The sequence below is a fragment of the Streptomyces sp. E11-3 genome (assembly GCF_046540415.1).
Lineage (GTDB): Bacteria > Actinomycetota > Actinomycetes > Streptomycetales > Streptomycetaceae > Streptomyces.
The window spans coordinates 1,972,931-1,989,564 of record NZ_JAZGRL010000002.1; the positions used below are offsets into that span (position 1 = coordinate 1,972,931).

The window sequence follows — 16,634 nt, forward strand, 5'->3', positions numbered from 1 at the left end:
ACTACTTGGTCACATGCGTCTACAGCAGCCCCGCCGCCGTCAGGTACTTCCCCACCCGGCCCGCCTCCTCCGCGGACAGCGGGATCTGCGGCTCGGCGGTGCGCGGGCAGTCGATGACGCCGCGCAGGTGCAGGGCCGCCTTGAAGGCGCCGAGGCCGGAGGAACTGCGGCCCATCCGGTCCTGCGGGCCGACGGCGACCATGCCGAACAGGGCGCACAGGCGCTCCTGCTCGGCTCGGGCGGCAGCCCGGTCGCCGTTTCGGCAGTGGCGGTAGAGGCGTACGTATCCGTCCGGGTCCACGTTGCCGAGGCCGGGGACGACGCCGTCCGCGCCCATCGCGAGGGCGGAGTCGACGGTCAGCTCCGAGCCGGTCAAGGCGCTGAAGCCGGGGGCGCGGCCGCGCTTGCCGAGGATCACCTCGCGGAAGTTGCCCTCGTCGCCGCTGGAGTCCTTCAGCCCGGCCAGGACCCCGTCGGCGGCCAGGTCGAGTACCAGGTCCGCGTCCAGTTTGGAGTGGACCGAGACCGGGAGGTCGTAGGCGAAGAGCGGTGCCTCGCAGCGTTCGGCGAGCAGGCGGAAGTGGCGCGTGATCTCGGCGGGGTGCGTACGGGTGTAGAAGGGCGCGGTGGCCACGATCGCGTCGGCGCCCGCGGTGAGCGCCGTGCGGGCGTGGTCCAGGACCCGCGGGGTCGTCATGTCGATCGCCCCGGCCAGGACCGGGAGTTGGCCCGCCACATGGCCGACCACCGTGTCCAGGACGGTCCTTCGGTGCCGGTCCGGGAGGTACGCCGCCTCCGATGACGAACCGAGCACGAACAGGGCGTCCACGCCACCCGCCACCAGGTGGTCGACCAGTCTGGTCAGTGATGCGGTGTCCACCTCGTGGTCCGGCGTCAGCGGGGTGCAGACGGGCGGGACAACGCCGGTCAGCGGGGTGGGAAGGGTCATCGGCGCTCCTGGACTTGTGCCTGGGTGACCAGGTCGTGCGTGGACTGGTCGTCGCGTACGGGGTGGTGGCAGCGGAAGCGGTGGGCGGCGCGAGCGTCGGCACCCGCGTCGGCGTCCGCGCCCGTGGAGGCCGACGCGAAGTCCGGCATCGTGGACGCGCACACCTCGTCAGCCTTCCAGCAGCGCGTACGGAACGGACAGCCGCTCGGCGGGTGTGTCGCCGACGGCACCGGCCCGACCAGCGGGATCGGGTCGATCGGGTCGAGCAGTCCCGGAGTCGCCGAGAACAGCGCGCGGGTGTACGGATGCCGGGCCCGGTCGAGGATCTCGTCGGCCGGTGACTCCTCGACGATGCGCCCCAGGTACATGGTGACCACGCGGTCGCTCATCCGCCGGACCGTCTGGATGTCGTGCGAGACGAAGACCAGCGCGAGGCCCAGCCGGGACTTCAGGTCCAGGAGGAGATTGAGGATCTGGGCGCGGACCGAGACGTCGAGCGCGCTGGTCGGCTCGTCCGCGACGATCAGCTCCGGCTCCAGGGCGAGTGCGCGGGCGATCGCGACGCGCTGCCGCTGGCCGCCCGAGAGCTGCCCCGGCAGCCCGTCCGCGAGCACCTTCGGCAGGCCGACCAGGGCCATCAGCTCGCGTACGCGCTCGTCGCGCCCGGCGGGCGTTCCGCGCCGGTGGACGTCCAGGGGGTCGCGGAGTATCCGGCGTACGGTCAGCCGTCGGTTCAGGGCCGTGGACGGGTCCTGGAAGACCATCCCGGCGTGCCGGCCCACCGTGGCCCGGCGCTCGGCCGCGCTCATGGTCCACAGGTCACGGCCGCGGAAGGACACGGTGCCCGATGTGGGCTTCTGTACGCCCACCAGCACCTTGGCGAGGGTCGACTTGCCGCAGCCGGACTCGCCGACGACCCCGACCGTGTCACCGGGCGCGATCTCCAGGTCGGCGCCGGTCAGGGCGTACACCCGGTCGCGGGACAGCAGTCCACCGGAGCGCGCCTTGTGGACCACGTGCGCGTCGGTGAGGGAGATCAGCGGGGTCGGTTTCACAGCAGTCACGGCGTTCACGGCATGCGCGGCAGTCACGGCACCGTCTCCTCGTTGCCTCGGGGGGCGGGCGGGTGCAGGACGGCCGCCGGGTGGTGGCACGCGACCGAGTGGCGGCGCCCAGCGCCCAGCAGGGCCGGGGCCGTGGTCCGGCAGAGCGTACTGGCCAGGGGGCAGCGGTCGGCGAAGCGGCAGCCCGCGGGGAAGTCGGCGGGCGAGGGGACGACGCCCTTGATCTGGGTGAGGCGTACGGCCGCCGATTCCAGGGAGAGTACGGAGCCGAGCAGCCCGCGTGTGTAGTGGTGCGCGGGGGTTTCGACCAGGTCGGCGGTGACGCCCGTCTCGACGATCTGGCCGCCGTACATCACCGCCACCCGGTCGGTGACGTCGGCGACCAGGGCCAGGTCGTGCGAGACCAGGATCAGCGCGAAGCCCAACTCCTCGCGCAGCCGCAGCAGCAGCTGGATGACCTGGGCCTGCACGGTGACGTCCAGGGCGGTGGTCGGCTCGTCCGCGACGATCAGCTTCGGGTCGCGGGACAGCGCCAGGGCGATCAGGACGCGCTGGCGCTGGCCACCGGACAGTTCGTGCGGGTAGCTGCGCAGCGTACGGTCGGGGTCCAGGCCCACCAGGTCGAGCAGCTCCCGCGCGCTGCGGCGGCCCCCGCGCCGTACGACCTGGGCGAGCTGGGCGCGTACGGTCATCGCGGGGTTCAGCGACGACAGGGCGTCCTGGTAGATCATCGCCATGTCGTGGCCGAGCAGCCGCCGTCGGGCGCGCATCGGCAGGCCGATCAGCTCCTGGCCGTCGAAGGTGACGCTGCCGCCGATCCGCGCGCCCTTGGGTTCCAGGCCCATCACGGTCAGCGCGGTCAGCGACTTGCCGCAGCCCGACTCCCCCACCAGGCCCAGGACTTCACCGGGGCGTACGTCGAAGCTGATGCCGTCGACGATGTCCACGCCGCCGTGCCGCGCGTCGAAGCCGATGGCGAGGTCCCGCACCGTGAGCACGGGCGGGCCCTGCGGCAGCGGCCTGGCCCGCTCCCGTAGCCGGGCCGCTGCGGCGGTGAGTCCGGGCAGCGGCAGCACCTCGCCGCTGCCGGGCTCGGGCGCCGCGGGCGCGTCCTCGCCCAGGGCCTTTTGCGCCGGTACGTCGCGCGCCGCGGGCGCGGCCCAGGCGTCCGACACGCCCTCGGAGAGGATGTTCAGGGCCAGTACGGTGATCAGCATCAGCAGGCCGGGGAAGACCGTGGCCCACCAGCCGCCGATCAGCACCATGTTCTTGCCGTCGGCGATGACACTGCCCCAGGACGGGTCGGGCGGCCGTACGCCCGCGCCGATGAAGGACAGCGAGGCCTCGAAGACGATGGCCTCGGCGACCTGGACCGTGCAGAACACCAGGATGGGCGCCGCGCAGTTGACGGCGACATGCTTGATGACGATGTGCGGGGTGCGGGCGCCGATGACGCGCTCGGCGGTGACGTAGTCCTCGCCGTACTGGTCCATCACGTTGGCCCGTACGACCCTGGCGATGGGTGGGGTGTAGAGGAAGGCGATGGCGCAGATCAGGACGGGGATGCCGCCGCCGAACACGGACACCAGGACGGCGGCGAGCGCGATCCCGGGGAACGCCATGACGACGTCCAGGCAGCGCATCAGGGTCTCGTCCACCGCCTTGCGCGAGGTGGCCGCGATCGCGCCGAGCAACGCGCCCGCGAGCAGCCCGAGCAGCGTGGCGCCCAGGCCGATGGCGAGCGACCAGCGGGCGCCGTACATCAGGCGGCTGAGGATGTCGCGGCCGAGGCTGTCCTGACCCATCCAGTGCTCGGCCGACGGGCCCGAGGCGCTGCCGTCGGCCTGGAACGCGGCCTGGTCGAGGGGGTCGTGCGGGGCGATGAGCGGGGCGAGCAGCGCCATCAGGATGACGACGGCGAGTACGGCGACGGCGATCTTGGACAGGAGCGGGAGGCGCCGGAAGCCGCGTACCCGGATGCCGGGGGTGGCGAGGCGCTCGGTGAGTCTCCTACGGCTCAGGCTCGGGATCAACGGGGGCTTCGGCATCAGGCGGCGCTCCTCAGCCGGGGGTTGACCAGGAGGTGCAGGATGTCGATCACCAGGTTGACGACGACGAAGCCGACGGCGGTGGTGAGCACCACGCCCTGGACGACGGCCGGGTCGCCGTTGCGTACCGCCTCGATCATCAGCTTCCCCATGCCGGGCAGCGAGAAGATCGTCTCGATGACGACCGCGCCGCCGAGCAGATAGCCGACCCGCAGGCCGAGCACGGTGAGTGGGTTGATCAGCGCGTTGCGCAGGACGTTGCGGCCGACCACGACGACCGGGGGCAGTCCACTGCCGATCGCCGTACGCACATAGTCCTTGTCGAGCTCCTCGACGACGGCCGTGCGCACGATGCGGGTGAGCTGGGCGGCGACCGGGAGGGACAGCGCGAACGCGGGCAGGGTCATGGTCTTCAGCCAGCCGCTGAGCGAGTCGCCCGGATTGACGTAGCCGCCGGTGGGGAACCAGCCCTGGCCCACGGCCAGATACTGGATCATCAGCAGCGCCAGCCAGAATCCGGGTGCGGCGACCCCGGTCAGTGAGACGACCCGGATCAGCTGGTCGGGCGGCCGGTCGCGGTAGATCGCGGCGGTGACGCCGAAGACCAGGGACAGCACGACCGCGATACCCAGGCCCAGGAAGGTCAGTTGGAGGGTGAGCGGCAGGGCGGTGGTCACCTGGTCGACCACCGGCTGCCGGGTGAGGGCGCTGATGCCCAGGTCGCCGTGGAGGAGGTCGCCCACGAAGCCGGCATAGCGGACCGGCAGCGGATCGTTGAGGCCGTGCTGCTCGCGGAAATCGTGCAACTGCTCCGGCGTCGGGTTGGCGCCCTGGAAGAACGCCGAGGCCGGGTCGCTGTCGGAGAACCGCATCACCAGGAACACGAACAGCACGATGCCGAGCATCAGCGGGACGAGCAGGGCTATGCGGCGGGCCAGAATCCGGGCGATCGCGACCACGTGCGCTCCTGCTCAGCTAGCTGACTTGGCCTGGAGGAGGTTGATGCCGGGATAGGGCTGGGCCCTGATCCCGTCCAGCTTCTTCGGGTCCCAGGCCGTCATCAGCTCGTTGTGCACGACCGGGTAGATCACCACGTTCTCCGCGACGACGTCGAGGTATTCCTGCGTCATCCGCTTCTTCTTCTCGGCGTCCGGCTCCCGCGTCGCCTGGTCCATGAGCCTGAAGAGCCGCTTGGCCTCGGACGACCCGGACCATCTGGCGTAGCCCATCCAGATGTTGTCGGGCGCGTAGTTGTAGTGCATGACCAGGTCCGCGTCGAGGCCGAACTGGTTCGGGTTCGATGCGCCCGCCACCACCTGGTAGTCCTTCTTCTGGTCCAGCTTGGTGAAGACGGCGGTGGTCTCCTGCGGGTCGAGGGTCGTCTCGACGCCGATCGCGTCCCAGGACGCCTTGATGGTGGGCAGGCAGTCCACCACCCAACTGACGTTGACCGACATCAGGTTGATCTTCAGCCCCTTCACCCCGGCCTCGGCGAGCAGCGCCTTGGCCTTCGCCGGGTCGTGGGCGTAGTCCGGACTCGCCTTGCGGTAGGAGGGGTTGTCCTCGTTCAGGAACGAGGTGGCGGGCCTGCCGTGGCCCTTGAGCCCGGCCTGGATCATCTTGTCCCGGTCGATCGCGTAGTGCAGGGCCTGCCTCACCCGTACGTCGTCGAACGGCTTACGGGCGGTGTTGAAGAGCAGGAAGAGGTGGTTCATCCCCGCGCCGCCCTCGACCTTGCGGCCGTCCTTCTCCAGCTGGGCGATGTTGGCGTACGGGATGTTGTCGACGATCTGCGCTCCGGGACCGGCGCCGGAGATCTTCGCGACGCGGGGCGCCGCGTCCACGATGGTCAGCCAGTTCATCTTCTTGAACGCCGCCTTGCGGGGGCCGTTGTACGGGGTGAAGGCCTCGAAGGTGGTGTTCGACTTCGGGGTGTGCGCGGTCTGCCGGTACGGGCCCGAGCCGACCGCCTTGCCCGCGGCCGCGTCGTCCCAGGCGCCGGGCTTGCCGTAGATGTGCTTCGGCATGATCTTGGCGAGGGTGAGCCGAGGCGCGCCGTCCGGGAACGGGAACTTCAGCACCAACTCGACGCTCGTGGCGCCGGTCTTGTTGACCTCCTTGAGCCAGGAGGCGAAGAAGCCCTTGACGAGGGTGGTGGTGTCCGGGTCGAGGATGCGGGCGAAGGTGAACACCACGTCGTCGGCGGTGACGGGTTCGCCGTCGTGCCAGGTGGCGCCCGCGCGCAGGGTGAACTTCCAGGAGGTGGCGTTCAGATCGGCGGGGATCTCGGTGGCCAGGGCCGCGTACGGCTCGCGGGTGATCGGGTCGGTGTCGAGGAGCCCCTCGTAGATGTGGTGGTTGGCGGCCATGGCGAACGCCGACGCGGTCTGCGTCGGATCCCAACTGCCGTCGTTGCCATAGCCGATGACCGCGGTGAGCGTCTCAAGGGAACCGCCCTCGCCGCCGCCGTCGGAGTCGTTGGTGGACTCCGGGCCCGATGAACAGGCCGAGAGAGTCGTGGAGACGGCGGCGGCCGCGCCCAGCGCGCCGGTGTACTTGAGGAACGACCGGCGGTGCAGCGCCGGTCGGGGGGTCACGTCGCTCACGGTGCTGCCTCCATGAGAGATCCCACGTCCTACGTCTGGAGTAGTAGCGTGACCATAGGAGGGGGTTTGGGGGCGGTCAAGGGCGCACGCAAGGGAGTTCGGGCGGACGTAGGACGTGGGATGTGTGGCCCCGTACGATGTGCCGCATGTCTGAGCAGCCGAGGAACGCCACCATCCCCCCTGCCAGGGAACGGCGGGTGGGCGTCCAGATCCAGCGCGAGGTCATGCAGCTGATCCTGGACAGGGGGCTGCGGCCCGGTGCGCCGATGCCCACCGAGGCCGAGCTGATGGAGAACCTCGGGGTGAGCCGGAACTCCGTACGCGAGGCGCTCAAGGCCCTGCAGGCCCTGGACATCGTGGAGATCCGGCACGGCTACGGCACCTACGTCGGCCAGGCCTCGCTCACCCCGCTGGTGGACGGCCTCACCTTCCGCACGCTCGCCGGGACCGAGGGCGACAGCCGCGACGCCACACCTGCGCTCGGCGAGATCCTCCAGGTCAGGGAGGTGCTGGAGGAGGGGCTGATCCGCCGGGTCGCCGAGACACTCAGCGACGCCGAACTGGACCGCCTGGAGGCCGTGATCGTACGGATGGAGGAGGCGGGCCGGGCCGGGGAGTCCTTCCCCGAACTGGACCGCGAGTTCCACGAGCAGCTCTACAAGTCGTTGGGCAACGCGCTGGTGCCGCAGCTGCTCGCGGCGTTCTGGAACGTCTTCCACCGGGTCGCCGGGGTGCGCGGCTGGGACCAGGACCCGGCGCCCGCCGTGACCGCGCGCAGACACCGGGACATCCTGACCGCGCTGCGCGCCCGGGACGTCGAGCGGGCGCAGCGCGCGATGGCGGACCACTTCCGGGGCATCGAGGCACGGGCCTGGCAGGGCTCGCTGGGCGTCAAGTGACGGGCGCTCCGGGCGCTCCGGGTCAGTTCCCGCCAGGGGTGACAAGCCCCGACTCATAGGCCGCGATGACCAGTTGGGCGCGATCCCGGGTGCCCAGCTTGCCCATGATCCGGCTGACATGGGTCTTCGCGGTGAGCGGGCTCAGCCCCAACGCCTCGGCGATCTCGGTGTTGTTGAACCCGCGGGCGACCAGCGTGAGAACCTGCCGCTCCCGCTCGGAGAGCCCGTCGGGCCCGCCGGCGGTGGGCGCCTCGGGGCCTGGAGCGCGCAGCACGCGGGCGATCAGCCGGGCGGTGGGTCCCGGCGAGAGCAGCGCGTCGCCCGCCGCGACCGTCCTGATGGCGTCCAGGAGTTCGGCGGGCTTGGTGTCCTTGACGAGGAAGCCGGAGGCACCGGCCCGCAGCGCCTCCAGCACATGCTCGTCGGTGTCGTACGTGGTGAGGACGAGGACCTTGACGCCCGCCAGGTCGTCGTCCGCGGCGATCAGCCGGGTCGCCTCGATGCCGTCCAGGTCGGGCATCCGGATGTCCATGACGACCAGGTCGGCGCGTTCGCTGCGGGCCAGCGCGACCGCCTCGTGCCCGGTGCCCGCCTGCCCGACGACCGCCATGTCCGGGGCCGAGTCCACCAGCATCGCGAAGGCGGCGCGTACCAGCGTCTGGTCGTCGGCGAGCAGCACGCGAACGGCAGCGGCGGAAGCGGCGGGAGCGTCGGTCGTCATCGAGTCTCTTCCGGTACGGGGGCGTGCAGCGGCAGTACGGCGGTCACGGCGAAGCCTGCACCGGGGCGCGGCCCGGCGTCCAACGTCCCGGCGACGCTACGGGCCCGCTCCCGCATCCCGAGCAGGCCAAAGCCGCTCCCGCTCCCGTTGCCGTTGGCGTCGCCGCTGGCCGAGGCCTGGGCGGGGGCCCCGGACGCCGAGCCGTCGTCCGTGACCGTCACGGTCAGGGCGCCGTCGCGCGCGTGGACGCCGACGTCGATCGCGACATCGGGGCCCGCGTGCCGCACGGCGTTGGTCAGGGCCTCCTGCACGATGCGGTAGGCGGCCGCGCCCACGGCGGGCGGCGCCTCCTCCACGCCCACCGACAGGTCGACCTTCGCGCCCGCCGTACGGGCCGCCGCCGCCAGGTCGGCCAGGCCGTCCAGGGCGGGCAGCGGGCCCTTGCCGTTGCCGCTGTCGGTGCCGTCCGCGCGGAGCACCTCCAGCGTGGTCTTCAGCTCGCCGCGCGCCGCGCGGCAGGTCTCGGAGATGTCGTCCAGGGCCTTGCTGATCGCGGCCCGGTCCAGGCGGTCCGGATCGACGGTGAGCACATGCGAGGCGACCGAGGTCTGGACCCCGATGAGGGTGATGCTGTGCGCGAGCAGATCGTGCAGGTCGCGGGCGATCCGCAGCCGCTCTTCGGCGACCCGGCGGGCGGCCTCCTCCTCGCGGGTGCGTTCGGCGCGCTCGGCGCGTTCCAGCACGGCGGCCACGTACCGGCGGTAGATGCGGACATCCGCACCGAAGACCAACATGGCGATCACCCAGCCGGTGATCCGCAGCAGCTCCAGGCCCTCGTGCTTGCCGCCGGTCACCATGACCACACCGACCATCGCGATCACACCACCGCCGACCAGCAGCGCGCGCCAGGTCCGTCCGGTGGCGGCCACGGTGTAGAGGGCGAGCATCGAGCCCGGGACGGCCGCGGCGTGCGTGTAGTCCTGGCCGTGGTACGGGCCGGTGCACAGGACGACCAGGAGCAGCACCAGCATCGGGCGCTTCCGGCGCCAGACGAGCGGCACCACACTGCCGAGCAGCAGCGTCCACCCGAGCGCGTCAGGGGAGCGCCCGTCCCCGCCGATCAGGCCGAGGACGACGGCGGCCACGGCCATCCCGGCCGCGATGTACGCGTCGTTGCGCAGGGCGTGCGGCGCGGTCATCGGGTCGCGGTTGACCGCGGCGATGACACGGTCCGCGAGCGTCGGCGGTCCGGAGGCTTCGGGGGTGTCCACGGCCCCATCCTCCAGTACCCGGCGGGTACGTGACCATGGGCGCACCCGCCCGCCGCGCGGCGCGGGCCGCGCGGGGGCGGGTGCGGTGGCCGGGCCCGACCCCGGCCGCCGAAGGAACCTCACCTGCGGCCTGCCGGTGCCGGCGAGCGGGAGCCTCCCGGCTCGGCGGGNTCCAGTACCCGGCGGGTACGTGACCATGGGCGCACCCGCCCGCCGCGCGGCGAGGGCCGCGCGGGGGCGGGTGCGGTGGCCGGGCCCGACCCCGGCCGCCGAAGGAACCTCACCTGCGGCCTGCCGGTGCCGGCGAGCGGGAGCCTCCCGGCTCGGCGGGCCGCTCCCCCGTGGCGGACGGCTCCTTGGACAGCGGACCCGGCCACCACACACGCCGCTTCAGCAGCATGCTCGCCGAGGTCACCAGGTACGTACGGACCAGGAAGGTGTCGAGCAGCACACCGACCGCGACCAGGAAGCCCATCTCGCGCAGCGCCACCAGCGGCAGCACCATCAGCACCGTGAAGGTCGCGGCGAGCACGATGCCCGCGGAGGCGATGACGCCGCCCGTGGTGCGCAGCGAGGTGAGCGCCGCGTCCCGTGGCGCGGCGCCGCCCAGCGCTTCCTCGCGCATCCGGTGCATCAGGAAGATGCCGTAGTCCACGCCGAGTGCGACCAGGAAGACGAAGGACAGCAGCGGCATCGACGGGTCAAGGCCGGCGAAGTCGAAGACGGGCTCGAAGAGCAGTCCGCCCAGGCCCATCGCCGACGCCCACACCAGCACTACGGCCCCCACCAGCACCAGCGGCGCGACCAGGCTGCGCAGCAGCAGGACGAGGATCACCAGGACGGCGGCGAGCAGCAGTGGCATCACGATCAGCTGGTCGCGGGCGTTGGTGTCCTCCAGGTCGATCTGCTCGGCGCTGGGCCCGCCGACGTAACTGCCGTCCAGCGCATCCCGTAGCCGCTCGATGGTGGCGGTCTCGGCCGGTGTCTCGGGCGCGTCCTTGGCGAACACGGCGAGTTCGGTCCAGCCGTCGCCCTCGCGGCCGCGTTCGGCTCCGGCGACTCCGTCGGTGCCGCGGGCGGTGCTCAGGGCCTTCTCGGCTTCCCCGGTGGGGGCGATCACGGTGATCGGCTGGCTGCTGCGCTCCGGGTAGGCGTCGGCGAGTGTCTCCATGGCCGCGACCGACTCGGGCTTGCTGGTGAAGGCGTCCTCCTGCTTGAGGTTGCCCGGCAGGTTGAACGCGCCGAGCGCCATGGCGCCGAGCAGTACGACCCCGCTGACCAGGACGGCGACCGGGCGCCGCCCCGCGGAACTGCCCATCACGGCGAACAGCGAGCGGCGCGGCTTGGCCTCGACGCCGTACACCGGGATCAGCGGCCAGAACACGCGGCGGCCGAGCAGCACCAGGATGGCGGGCAGCAGCGTGAGCATCGCGACCAGCGCGCACAGCACGCCGATGGCGCCGACGGGTCCGAGCCCGCTGCTGCTGTTGAGGTCGGCGGCGAGCAGGCAGAGCAGCCCGGCCGCCACGGTCCCGGACGAGGCGAGTACCGCGGGGCCGCAGCCGCGCAGCGCGGCGACCATCGCGTCGTAGGGCCGCTCGATACGTCGTAGCTCCTCGCGGTAGCGGGCGATGATCAGCAGCGCGTAGTCGGTGCCCGCGCCGAAGACGAGGACGGTGGTGATGCCGATGGTCTGGCCGCTGATGGTGAGGTCCATGCCGAACAACTCGACCAGGCCGTAGAGCAACGCCCGCGAGGTGAGCGCGGCCGCGGCGACGCCGATCAGCGGGACCAGCCACAGGAAGGGGCTGCGATAGGTGAGGATCAGCAGGACCGTGACGACGAGCGCCGTGGCGATCATCAGGGTGCCGTCGATGGACTCGAAGACTTCTTCCATGTCCGTCTGGATCGCGCTGGTCCCGCCGACCTGGACGCTCATCCCGCCGGTGTCGGACACGGTCTCCCGTACGTCCTCGACGAAGGCGTTGCGCAGCTCCTCGTCGTCGCCCGGCTCGGTGCTGACGACCGGGAACATCAGCGTGCTCCCGTCCTTGGACGGGATGCCCTTCGGAGGCGCGACCAGCTTGTGGTCGGTGGCGATCTCCGCGACCTGCGCGTCGGCGGCCGCGCGGTCGGCGTCGGTGAGCCGCCCGTCGCGCTCGTAGACGAGCACCAGCTCGGTGGCCTCACCGCCGGGCAGCTCCTGCTGGATCTTCGCGACCTGTGTGGAATCCGCGCTGGCCGGCAGGTAGTCGATCGCGCTGTTCTCCTGGACGAGCTTCCCGGCGAACGGCACGGCGAGCACCAGCGCGCCGATCCAGAGCGCGAGCACCGCCCAGGGAAGAGTTCGGCGGCGGCGTTCTGTTGCGGCCCTCATACGGGGCCTCCCCTCGTGAACGGATGTCGGCTGCCTGTCACAGCCACCAGACTTCCGTCACGCGGCCGCCTTTACGTCGCGCCTACGGGCGAACTGGGCCGTACTCCGAGGGGTGTCGCATCCGGCCGATTACTCCCGCGGGAGTAGCGGGGGTAACGCCGCGGGAGTGGTTCAGGAAGGCGTACGCCCAGACGCCAGCAGCCGCGACACGTCGTCCTGGTCCAGCCGCAGCGCCCCGCCCACCGTCACCAGCACCTCGCGCTCGGCCGCGGTGTACGGGCCGTCGGCCAGGGCGATGCGTGCGGCCTGGACGAGGATGGACTCGCGGCCGGCGGGGGCGAGATGGGGGGCCAGCGGGTCGAGTGCCTCGTGCAGCTCGATGGCGAGGGTCAGCGCGCCCCCGGGGCCCGGGTAGCCGCCGGAGATCCGGCCGGTGTCCGCGGCGAGCGCCTCGATCAGGGCGGTGAGCTGGTCCTCGGTGCAGTCGTCGTATCCCGCGGAGCGGACCGTGCTGACGGCGGACGCGAGGACCGTACGGGATGTGGTGCCGCCCGCCGCGAGGATGGCGAGGGCGACGGTGTGTACGGCGTCCCTGAGCATCGCCGAGAAGCGGGTGCTGGTCGGGTGGTCCAGGACGTCGGTGTCGAAGTGTCCCTGGCAGGCGGCGCATTCGACGACGGGCCCGGCGTTGCCACGCGCCAGCAGCGGGATGCCGACGAGGACGAAGCGGCGACGGCCCAGACGGCGGCGGTAGTTGCGGTCGCCACCGCAGCCGGGGCAGAAGAACTCGCCGTCGCCCACGGTGGTCCAGGCGATGCGAGTGCCCCAGACACACGGTTTCCAGCCGATCGGTCCTCTAGCTGGCAGCACGCCACACCTCCGTAACGCTTCGGCAACGTTGCCGCGCTGGCGTGATGTTAGCCACATCCGCGAGGCGCCGTCAGCACCTCGCGCACCAGATGGCCGAGACCGGTCGTACGAGCACCGGGGCCCTGGCTCACGCCGAGCGCCCGAAGCCGATCGTCGGGACCGCCCGGCGCAGCGGCCAGGCCTGGCCGACCTCGGGGAGCAGCGCGTCCAGGAAGCCGTACCGGCCGAGCGCGACGGGCTCCTGGTCGTCGTACGACTGGACATGCCGCCACCACGCGGCGACCTCCGACCAGCCGGGTGCGGAGAGGGAGCCGCCGAACTCCTGGACGGACAACGCGGCGGTCAGTCCCGCGAAGGCCAGCCGGTCGGCCAGCGGCCAGCCCGCGAGGGAGCCGGTCACGAACCCGGCCACGAACACGTCCCCGGCGCCGGTCGGGTCCAGGGCCTCGACCGCGATCGCGGGCACCTCGGCGGTCTCGCCGGTCCGCCCGTCCACCGCGTACGCCCCCTCCGCACCCAGCGTGACCACCGCCACCGGGACGTGTTCGGTGAGCGCCCGCGCGGCGGCCCGGGGGCAGTCCAGGCCGGTGTACCGCCTGGCCTCCTCGGCGTTGGGCAGGAAGGCCTCGCAGTGCACCAGGTCCGGCAGGCCCGCCAGGTCCCAGCGGCCGCTCTCGTCCCAGCCGACGTCGGCGAAGATCCGGGTCCCCTTGCGGGCCGCCTGGCCGATCCACTCGTCCCGTACCCCGGGCGTCAGACAGGCGACCGCGCCCCGCGCACGGGGCGGGCACTGCGGCGTCGTCGCGACCGGCGGCGGCTCATGGCCGTGCGAGACCATCGTCCGCTCGCCCTCGTACGCCATCGAGACGGTGACCGGGGAGTGCCAGCCGGGCACGGTGCGTGACAGTGCCAGGTCGATGCCCTCGCCCTGGGCCAGGGCGTCCCAGCAGTACTCGCCGTAGTGGTCGTCGCCGAAGGCCGCGGCCAGCGAGGTGCGGAGTCCGAGGCGGGCCAGCGCGGTCGCCATGTTGGCCACCCCGCCCGGGCTCGACCCCATACCGCGGGCCCAGGACTCGGTGCCGCGCACCGGTGCGCTGTCCAGGCCGGTGAAGATGATGTCCAGGAAGACCGTGCCGGTGAGATAGACGTCCCAGGCAGGGTCGTCCGGGCCACGCAGCCCGCTCAGCGGGTCGAGGCGGGCCGGCCGGTCCGGCTGCGCTGGCCGCTCTGGGTGGTGTGTGCTCACCGTCCGCTCCCTGCCGTCCTCACCGAGGCCGTCTTACCGATCTCGTCCATTTCTGGCCAGTGTGCCCCATGCCACTGACATCCCCCCTGACCGCTCCTGTGACATCCCCCCCTGACAGCTCCTGCGGCATCTCCTGCGACGGCTCCTGGGGTACGTTCCGCGGCATGAGGCTGACGATTCTTGGTGGTGGAGGGTTCCGGGTGCCGCTGGTGTACCGGGCGCTGGTGGATTCCGGGATCTTGGAGCTCACGCTGTACGACACGGACCCGGTGCGGGTCGGCGTGATCCGGTCGGTGCTCGACGCACTGCCTGGGGGACCGGCCGTACGGCTCGCCGCGGACCTCGACGACGCCCTGCGCGGCGCGGACTTCGTCTTCTCGGCGATCCGGGTCGGCGGCACGGAGGGCCGGGTACGCGACGAACGCATCCCGCTCGACGAGGGCGTACTCGGCCAGGAGACGGTCGGCGCGGGCGGCGTGCTCTACGGGCTGCGCACGATTCCGGTGGCCCTGCACATCGCCGAGCGCGTCGCGGCCCTGGCCCCCGGCGCCTGGGTCATCAACTTCACCAACCCGGCCGGGATGGTCACCGAGGCGATGGCCTCGGTCCTGGGCGAGCGGGTCATCGGCATCTGCGACTCGCCGGTGGGCCTGGTGCGCCGGGCCGCGCGCGCCGCGGGCGCCGACCCGGACGCGGTGACGTACGACTACGTGGGCCTGAACCACCTCGGCTGGCTGCGGAGCCTGGAGCACGACGGCCGGGACCTGCTCCCCGGCCTGCTCACGGACCCCGAGGCCCTCGCCTCCTTCGAGGAGGGCAAGCTGTTCGGCCCCGAGTGGCTGCGGGCACTCGGCGCGCTCCCGAACGAGTATCTGCACTACTACTACTTCCGCCGCGAGACGTTGCACTCGGTCACGTCCGCCGACGAGACGCGCGGCGAGTTCCTCGCCCACCAGCAGGGCGACTTCTTCACCGCCGCCGCGGCCGACCCGGCCCGCGCCGCCGCGCTGTGGGAGCGGACCCGCCTGGAGCGCGAGGAGACCTACCTGGCCGACAGCCGTGCGGCCACCGGGGGCTGGCAGCGCGACACCTGCGACCTGGACGGCGGCGGCTACGACCGGGTGGCGCTCGCCCTGATGCGGGCGCTGTCCTCCGGTACGCCGACCCGCCTGATCCTCAACGTACGCAACGGCACGACGGTCCCCGCGCTGCCCGCCGACGCGATCGTCGAGACGGTCTGCGAGGTGGACGCACAGGGCGCCCGCCCGCTGCCGTGCGCCCCGCTGGGTGAGGCCGAGTTGGGGCTGATGCTGCAGCTCAAGGCGGTCGAACGGGCCGCGATCGACGCGGCCCTGTTCAAGGACCGTGACGCGGCGCTGCGCGCGCTGGCCCTGCATCCGCTGGTCGACTCCCCGGCGGTGGCGGCGCGCATCCTGGACCGGGTGGCGGCCGCCGGCGGCTGACCGCCCGCACCCGCACCATCACCCCACCCCTTCGCCCTCGCCCTCACGCGAACTCGTACGCCTCCACCTCGGCCAGATACCGCCGCCTGCGCTCCTCGTCATCGTCCAGGAACGATGCCTCGAAGGAGTTCCGGGCCAGCTCGCGCAGCTGCTCGTGGCTCAGGCCCAGCGCCTCGCGCACCGCGTGGAACGTGTCGCCGACATAGCCGCCGAAATACGCCGGGTCGTCGGAGTTCACCGTGCAGAGCAGGCCCGCGTCCATCATCTGGCGCAGCGGGTGGGACTCCAGGACGTCGATGGCGCGCAGCCGGACGTTGGAGAGCGGGCAGAGGGTCAGCGGGATGCGGCCCTGGACCAGCCGCGCCACCAGGTCCGGGTCCTCCACGCAGCGCAGCCCGTGGTCGATCCGCTCCACGCCCAGGACGTCGAGTGCCTCCGTGATGTACTCGGGCGGCCCTTCCTCGCCCGCGTGCGCGACCCTGCGCAGCCCGAGCGCCGCCGCTGCCTCGTACACCTCGCGGAACTTGGCCGGCGGGTGCCCCACCTCGGCCGAGTCCAGGCCGACCGCGGTGATCCGGTGCAGATGCGGCTTCGCCGCCTGAAGGGTCGCCATCGCGGACTCGGCGGACTGGTCGCGCAGGAAGCACAGGATCAGCCGCGTGGAGATGCCGTGCCGCTCCTCGCTCGCGTCCAGGGCGCGGCCCAGGCCCGCGATCACCGTGTCGAGCGAGACGCCGCGCGCGGTGTGCGCCTGCGGGTCGAAGAAGATCTCTGCGTGGCGTACGCCCTGCACGGCGGCCCGGGTCAGATACGCGTCCGCGAGCTCGGCGAAGTCGTCTTCGGTGCGCAGCACGGCCATCAGGCCGTAGTACAGGTCGAGGAACGACTGGAGGTCGTCGAAGAGATAGGCGCGGCGCAGCTCTTCGGTGTCCGCGTAGGGGAGCTTCACGCCGTTGCGTGCGGCAAGTGCGAAGGCCAGTTCGGGTTCGAGGGTGCCTTCGATGTGGAGGTGGAGTTCGGCCTTGGGGAGGGGGTGGGGGAAGACGTTGCGGAGCGGGTTCGGGAGGAGGCGGTGGGGGAAGACGTTGCGGAGCGGGTTCGGGAGGGGCATTCGTCCATA

At 72.1% G+C, this 16,634-nt stretch carries 13 protein-coding genes; 2 read left to right on the plus strand and 11 right to left on the minus strand.

From position 1 onward, the window contains the following. Positions 1-19 precede the first annotated feature (19 nt). The 5 genes from U9R90_RS28085 to U9R90_RS28105 are packed head-to-tail and all read right to left on the minus strand — an operon-like array spanning position 20 to position 6,667. Entirely contained in the window at positions 20-949 is a 930-nt protein-coding gene (locus U9R90_RS28085; RefSeq protein ID WP_411059472.1) for a dihydrodipicolinate synthase family protein, read from the minus strand. Beyond that, entirely contained in the window at positions 946-1,986 is a 1,041-nt protein-coding gene (locus U9R90_RS28090; RefSeq protein ID WP_411059826.1) for an oligopeptide/dipeptide ABC transporter ATP-binding protein, read from the minus strand. Before U9R90_RS28090 ends, U9R90_RS28085 begins: the two co-directional genes overlap by 4 nt. 50 nt (positions 1,987-2,036) lie before the next feature. Continuing rightward, positions 2,037-4,061: a dipeptide/oligopeptide/nickel ABC transporter permease/ATP-binding protein gene (locus U9R90_RS28095; RefSeq protein ID WP_411059473.1), complete on the minus strand. Its 2,025-nt coding sequence runs from the start codon at positions 4,059-4,061 to the stop codon at positions 2,037-2,039. After that, on the minus strand, positions 4,061-5,020 hold the full coding sequence (locus U9R90_RS28100; protein WP_411059474.1) for an ABC transporter permease: 960 nt from the start codon (positions 5,018-5,020) through the stop codon (positions 4,061-4,063). The genes U9R90_RS28095 and U9R90_RS28100 overlap by 1 nt, the downstream gene beginning before the upstream one ends. Before the next feature lie 12 nt (positions 5,021-5,032). After that, complete coding sequence (locus tag U9R90_RS28105) at positions 5,033-6,667, minus strand: ABC transporter substrate-binding protein (protein WP_411059475.1); 1,635 nt, start codon at positions 6,665-6,667, stop codon at positions 5,033-5,035. Positions 6,668-6,813: 146 nt separating this feature from the next. Here U9R90_RS28105 and U9R90_RS28110 point away from each other — a divergent pair, with 146 nt between their 5' ends. After that, the gene (locus U9R90_RS28110) at positions 6,814-7,566 is read left to right on the plus strand and encodes a FadR/GntR family transcriptional regulator (protein WP_411059476.1); all 753 of its coding nucleotides are present in this window, start codon (positions 6,814-6,816) and stop codon (positions 7,564-7,566) included. Between the two features lie 22 nt (positions 7,567-7,588). Here the strand turns inward: U9R90_RS28110 and U9R90_RS28115 are convergent, their stop codons facing one another. The 5 genes from U9R90_RS28115 to U9R90_RS28135 form a co-directional block, all read right to left on the minus strand. Then, positions 7,589-8,287 (minus strand): response regulator, encoded by a 699-nt coding sequence (locus U9R90_RS28115; RefSeq protein ID WP_411059478.1) that lies wholly within the window; start codon positions 8,285-8,287, stop codon positions 7,589-7,591. Next, on the minus strand, positions 8,284-9,558 hold the full coding sequence (locus U9R90_RS28120) for a sensor histidine kinase (protein WP_411059479.1): 1,275 nt from the start codon (positions 9,556-9,558) through the stop codon (positions 8,284-8,286). The genes U9R90_RS28115 and U9R90_RS28120 overlap by 4 nt, the downstream gene beginning before the upstream one ends. A gap of 280 nt (positions 9,559-9,838) precedes the next feature. Beyond that, positions 9,839-11,935: an MMPL family transporter gene (locus tag U9R90_RS28125; RefSeq protein ID WP_411059480.1), complete on the minus strand. Its 2,097-nt coding sequence runs from the start codon at positions 11,933-11,935 to the stop codon at positions 9,839-9,841. Between the two features lie 171 nt (positions 11,936-12,106). Further along, complete coding sequence (locus U9R90_RS28130) at positions 12,107-12,805, minus strand: TerB family tellurite resistance protein (RefSeq protein WP_411059481.1); 699 nt, start codon at positions 12,803-12,805, stop codon at positions 12,107-12,109. A 127-nt stretch (positions 12,806-12,932) separates the two neighbouring features. After that, entirely contained in the window at positions 12,933-14,051 is a 1,119-nt protein-coding gene (locus U9R90_RS28135) for a carbohydrate kinase family protein (RefSeq protein ID WP_411059482.1), read from the minus strand. Between the two features lie 164 nt (positions 14,052-14,215). Here U9R90_RS28135 and U9R90_RS28140 point away from each other — a divergent pair, with 164 nt between their 5' ends. Continuing rightward, complete coding sequence (locus U9R90_RS28140) at positions 14,216-15,514, plus strand: 6-phospho-beta-glucosidase (protein WP_411059483.1); 1,299 nt, start codon at positions 14,216-14,218, stop codon at positions 15,512-15,514. Positions 15,515-15,557: 43 nt separating this feature from the next. Here the strand turns inward: U9R90_RS28140 and U9R90_RS28145 are convergent, their stop codons facing one another. Continuing rightward, positions 15,558-16,625, minus strand: coding sequence for an adenosine deaminase (locus U9R90_RS28145; RefSeq protein WP_411059484.1), 1,068 nt, complete (start codon positions 16,623-16,625; stop codon positions 15,558-15,560). Positions 16,626-16,634: the final 9 nt, after the last annotated feature.

What these genes read in the sequence shown, in the direction of transcription:
- U9R90_RS28085 (WP_411059472.1), bottom strand. Translation starts at nt 949, where the DNA reads ATGACCCTTCCCACCCCGCTGACCGGCGTTGTCCCGCCCGTCTGCACC.
- U9R90_RS28095 (WP_411059473.1), bottom strand. Translation starts at nt 4,061, where the DNA reads ATGCCGAAGCCCCCGTTGATCCCGAGCCTGAGCCGTAGGAGACTCACC.
- U9R90_RS28110 (WP_411059476.1), top strand. Translation starts at nt 6,814, where the DNA reads ATGTCTGAGCAGCCGAGGAACGCCACCATCCCCCCTGCCAGGGAACGG.
- U9R90_RS28115 (WP_411059478.1), bottom strand. Translation starts at nt 8,287, where the DNA reads ATGACGACCGACGCTCCCGCCGCTTCCGCCGCTGCCGTTCGCGTGCTG.
- U9R90_RS28125 (WP_411059480.1), bottom strand. Translation starts at nt 11,935, where the DNA reads ATGAGGGCCGCAACAGAACGCCGCCGCCGAACTCTTCCCTGGGCGGTG.
- U9R90_RS28140 (WP_411059483.1), top strand. Translation starts at nt 14,216, where the DNA reads ATGAGGCTGACGATTCTTGGTGGTGGAGGGTTCCGGGTGCCGCTGGTG.
- U9R90_RS28145 (WP_411059484.1), bottom strand. Translation starts at nt 16,625, where the DNA reads ATGCCCCTCCCGAACCCGCTCCGCAACGTCTTCCCCCACCGCCTCCTC.